Raw genomic sequence first — 4,464 nt, forward strand, 5'->3', positions numbered from 1 at the left:
TATGGCCTGCCGTTACCCGGGCGGGGTGTCGAACCCTGAGGAGTTGTGGCAGTTGGTGGCGGAGGGCCGGGACGCGATCTCGGGCCTGCCGTCCGACCGCGGCTGGGACCTGGAACGCCTCTACAACCCCGACCCCGAGAAGACCGGGACCGTGTACACCCGCGGCGGCGGCTTCCTCGACAATGCCGGTGACTTCGACGCGGGCTTTTTCGGCATCAGCCCGCGCGAAGCCCTGGCCAGCGACCCCCAGCAGCGGCTGCTGCTGGAAGCGGCCTGGGAGGCGCTCGAAGACGCCGGCATGGACCCGACGTCGCTGCACGGCACGGACACCGGCGTGTTCACCGGCGTCGTGACCTCGGACTACGGCGCGTCGACGCCGCCGGAGCTGGAAGGCTTCCGCCTCACGGGTTCGACCACGAGCGTCGTCTCCGGCCGGATCGCCTACACCCTCGGCCTGGAAGGCCCTGCGGTCTCGGTCGACACGGCCTGCTCGTCCTCCCTGGTCGCCCTGCACCTGGCATCCCAGGCGCTGCGCTCGGGTGAGTGCTCGCTGGCGCTCGTCGGTGGCGTGACCGTCCTGGCCGGTCCGTTCCTGTTGCAGGAGTTCAGCCGTCAGCGGGGTCTGGCGGAGGACGGCCGCTGCAAGTCCTACGCGGCCTCCGCCGACGGGACCGGCTTCTCCGACGGCGTCGGCCTGCTCGTCGTCGAACGCCTCTCGGACGCCCAGCGCAACGGACACCGGGTCCTGGGCCTCGTCCGGGGCAGCGCGGTCAACCAGGACGGCGCGAGCAACGGCCTCACCTCGCCGAACGGCCCCGCGCAGGAGCGCGTGATCCGCCAGGCCCTGGAGAACGCGGGCCTGCGCGCCGCTGACGTGGACGCTGTGGAGGGTCACGGGACGGGTACGCGTCTGGGTGACCCGATCGAAGCGCAGGCGCTGCTCGCTACGTATGGCCAGGAGCGGGTGAACGGTCCGCTGCGGCTGGGTTCGATCAAGTCGAACATCGGTCATACGTCGGCTGCGGCTGGTGTGGCTGGTGTGATCGAATGGCCTGCCACCGATGGTCGGCCGCGCCGTGCGGGTGTGTCGTCGTTCGGTGTCAGTGGCACCAACGCTCACGTGATCATCGAGGCTGCGCCGGAGCTGCCGGTTGCCGCCGAGGTGGTGCCCGCCCACCGTCCGCCGGTGGTGCCGGTGGTGGTCTCCGGTAAGAGTGCGGAGGCGCTGGCTGCGCAGGCGGGGCGGCTTCGGTCGCATCTGCTGGAGCGTCCGGAGCTGGGTGTGCTGGACGTGGCGTTCTCGGCGGTGACGTCCAGGACGCAGTTCGACCAGCGGGGTTCGGTGGTGGCTTCGGACCGTGAGGCTCTGCTGGCGGGGCTGGGTGCGCTTGCTGAGCAGCAGCCTGGCGCCGGTGTGGTGGCGGGTCGTCCGGTCTTCGGTAAGACCGGGTTCCTGTTCACGGGTCAGGGTGCGCAGCGTGCGGGGATGGGTGCGGGTCTGGCTGCTGTCTATCCGGTGTTCGCCGAGGCGGTGGACGAGGTGTGTGCACAGCTCGACGGGCTGCTGGGGCGGTCGTTGAAGGAGCTGTTGTTCGCGGCGGAGGGTTCGTCGGAGGCGGCGCTTCTGGACCGGACGGAGTTCACGCAGCCTGCACTCTTCGCGGTTGAGGTGGCGCTGTTCCGTCTGCTGGAATCGCTGGGCATCCGGGCGGACGTCCTGGTCGGTCACTCCGTCGGCGAGCTGGCTTGTGCTCACGTCGCGGGGGTTCTGTCGCTGGCCGATGCGTGCCGGCTGGTTGCTGCGCGTGGCCGGTTGATGGGTGCGCTGCCTGCTGGTGGCGGGATGGTTGCGGTTCAGGCGACTGAGGCTGAGGTTGCGGAGTCGCTGGCCGGCTTCGAGGACCGTCTGTCGGTCGCGGCGGTGAACGGTCCGCTGGCGGTGGTCGTCTCGGGTGCGCTGGATGCGGTTGAGGAGTGGCTGCCCCAGTGGCAGGAGCTGGGCCGCAAGACGACGCGTCTGCGGGTCAGTCATGCGTTCCACTCGCCGCTGATGGAGCCGATGCTCGACGAGTTCCGTGCGGTTGCTGAGGGGCTGACGTTCCACCAGCCTCAGGTGGCAGTCGTGTCGAACCTGACCGGTGGTCTGGTGTCCGCCGAGCTGACCGACCCTGGCTACTGGGTCTCCCACGTGCGGGAAGCGGTCCGCTTCGCGGACGGCATCCGGACGCTCGCCGACGAAGGCGTGACCCGGTTCGTCGAGGTGGGTCCGGACGCCGTCCTGACGGCGCTGGCCCAGCAGGTTGTGGATGTTGAAGGTGCTGTCTTCGCGCCTGTGCTGCGGGCCCGCGTCTCCGAGGTGGAGACCTTCGCCGGATTCCTGGGCCAGGCGCATGTCTCCGGGCTGCCGGTGGACTGGGCTGCGTTCTACGCGGGCTCCGGCGCGCAGCGCGTCGAGCTGCCGACGTACGCCTTCCAGCGCGAGCGGTACTGGCTGGCTCCCGGCAGCGGCTCCGGGGACCCGGCCGCGGCCGGGCTCGGGCGGATCGATGCCTTTCCCAGGACACCGCGCCGTGGACCCAGGACCACGGAGTCCTGGGCCTGGTGGTCGTGCCCGGCACGACGCTCGTCGAGCTCGCCGGTGCGGCCGGGCGGGAAGCGGGGAGTTCGCTCCTTGAGGAACTGGTTCTCGAAGCACCGCTGATCCTGGACGCGGACACCGCTGTCCGGGTGCAGGTGACCGTCGGCGAACCGGACGAGGACGGCCGTCGCCCGGTTGCGATCTACTCGCAGCCCGAGATCGGTCAGCGCGAAGCGACTTGCCACGCCCGTGGCCTGCTCGCGCAGGACGAGACCCCGGCGGGCCTGCCGTGGGCGCCGGCCGAGTGGCCGCCCGTGGACGCCGAACCGATCGCCGTGGACGTGCTCTACGCACGGCTGGCCGAGATCGGCTTCGACTACGGCCCCGTCTTCCAGGGGCTGCAGGCCGCCTGGCGGGACGGCGACGAGGTATTCGCCGAAGTGGCACTGCCCGACGAGGACGCGGAGACGGCCAAGGGCTTCGGTATCCACCCGGCCCTGTTCGACGCGTCCCTGCACGGCGGGCTCGACTGGCTCGACCTGGGCGACGGTTCGGCGCGGCTGCCGTTCTCGTGGTCCGGTGTCCGGTTCGGGCAGGGCGGTCTGGCTCGGGTCCGGGTCCGGATCGGATCGGGAGGGGAATCCTCGCTGCGCGTCGACATCGCCTCCGAGCAGGGTGAACTCGTAGCCAGCGTGGCGCAGTTGGCGTTCCGTACGGTCGAGCAGTCGCAGTTGAAGGACACGCGACGCGAACAGGGCGACGCGCTGTTCCGCCTCGACTGGACCGAGGTCGCGACCGCGTCCGGCGCCGAACGGCCCAGGACCGCTGTCCTCGACGCTGCTCTGGAACAAGCGCTGACCGACGGCGCCACCGTCCCGGACCTGGTCGTCGCTGCCCTCACCGACTTGCAGGAGGAGGAGAGCGGGGCGGCAACGGCGGCCCGGGCCGTCACCGGGAGCACGCTGCGGCTGCTCCAGCGGTGGCTCGACGACGAGCGGTTCGCCGGTGCACGCCTTGCGGTGGTGACGCGGAACGCGGTCGCGGTCGGTGAGCAGGCGCCGGATCTGGCGCAGTCCCCGGTGTGGGGTCTGGTGCGCAGCGCGCAGTCCGAGCACCCCGACCGGTTCCTGCTGGTCGACGTCGACGGGGACGAGTCGCCCGACTGGGGCGCGGTCCTCGCTTCGGACGAGCCGCAGCTGGCCGTCCGCGACGGCCGGATGTTCGCGCCGCGCCTGGTCAAGGCCGGTCCGTCGGATGCCGAGCGTTCGCCGCTGGACCCGGAGGGCACGGTCCTGATCACCGGTGGTACGGGTGGTCTGGGTGCGTCGTTCGCCGGGCACTTCGTGCGGGAGTACGGGGCGAGGAACCTGCTGCTCCTGAGCCGTCGGGGTCCGGCGGCCGAGGGTGTCAGTGAGCTCGTGGCCGGGCTGGAGGCGCTGGGTGCGCGGGTGCGGGTCGAGGCTTGTGATGTCGCCGACCGCGACGAACTCGCGCAGTTGGTCGGTTCGTGCATGAGTTGACGGCGGGTATGGAGCTGTCGGCGTTCGTGTTGTTCTCGTCGGTTGCGGCGCTGGTCGGCAGTTCCGGTCAGGCGAACTATGCCGCCGCGAACGCGTTCCTGGATGCGCTTGCTGCGTCCCGTCGGGCGGAGGGTCTGCCGGCGACCTCGCTGGCCTGGGGCCTCTGGGCGAACGCAGGCGGCATGGCGGGTGAGCTCGACGAGGCCGAGATCGCCCGACTGGAGCGGATGGGCACCGCAGCGCTGAGCACCGAGCTCGGTCTGGAGCTGTTCGACCGGGCGTTGGGTCTGGGTGAGGCGTTGGTTGCGCCGGTGTTGTTGGATGCGGGTGCGTTGCGGACGCAGGCGCGGGCGGGGTTGTTGCCGG

At 71.0% G+C, this 4,464-nt stretch carries 3 pseudogenes; all 3 read left to right on the plus strand.

The window, feature by feature from the left end:
* Positions 1 to 2,533, plus strand: a pseudogene (locus IO30_RS42265) (type I polyketide synthase); the annotation flags it as partial.
* Positions 2,488 to 3,801, plus strand: a pseudogene (locus tag IO30_RS42270) (polyketide synthase dehydratase domain-containing protein); the annotation flags it as partial. The pseudogenes IO30_RS42265 and IO30_RS42270, both read left to right, overlap by 46 nt.
* Positions 3,802 to 3,852: 51 nt before the next feature.
* Positions 3,853 to 4,464 (plus strand): annotated as a pseudogene (locus IO30_RS48200) (SDR family NAD(P)-dependent oxidoreductase); the annotation flags it as partial.

Source organism: Streptomyces xanthophaeus, assembly GCF_000725805.1.
In the GTDB taxonomy this organism is placed as follows: domain Bacteria; phylum Actinomycetota; class Actinomycetes; order Streptomycetales; family Streptomycetaceae; genus Streptomyces; species Streptomyces xanthophaeus.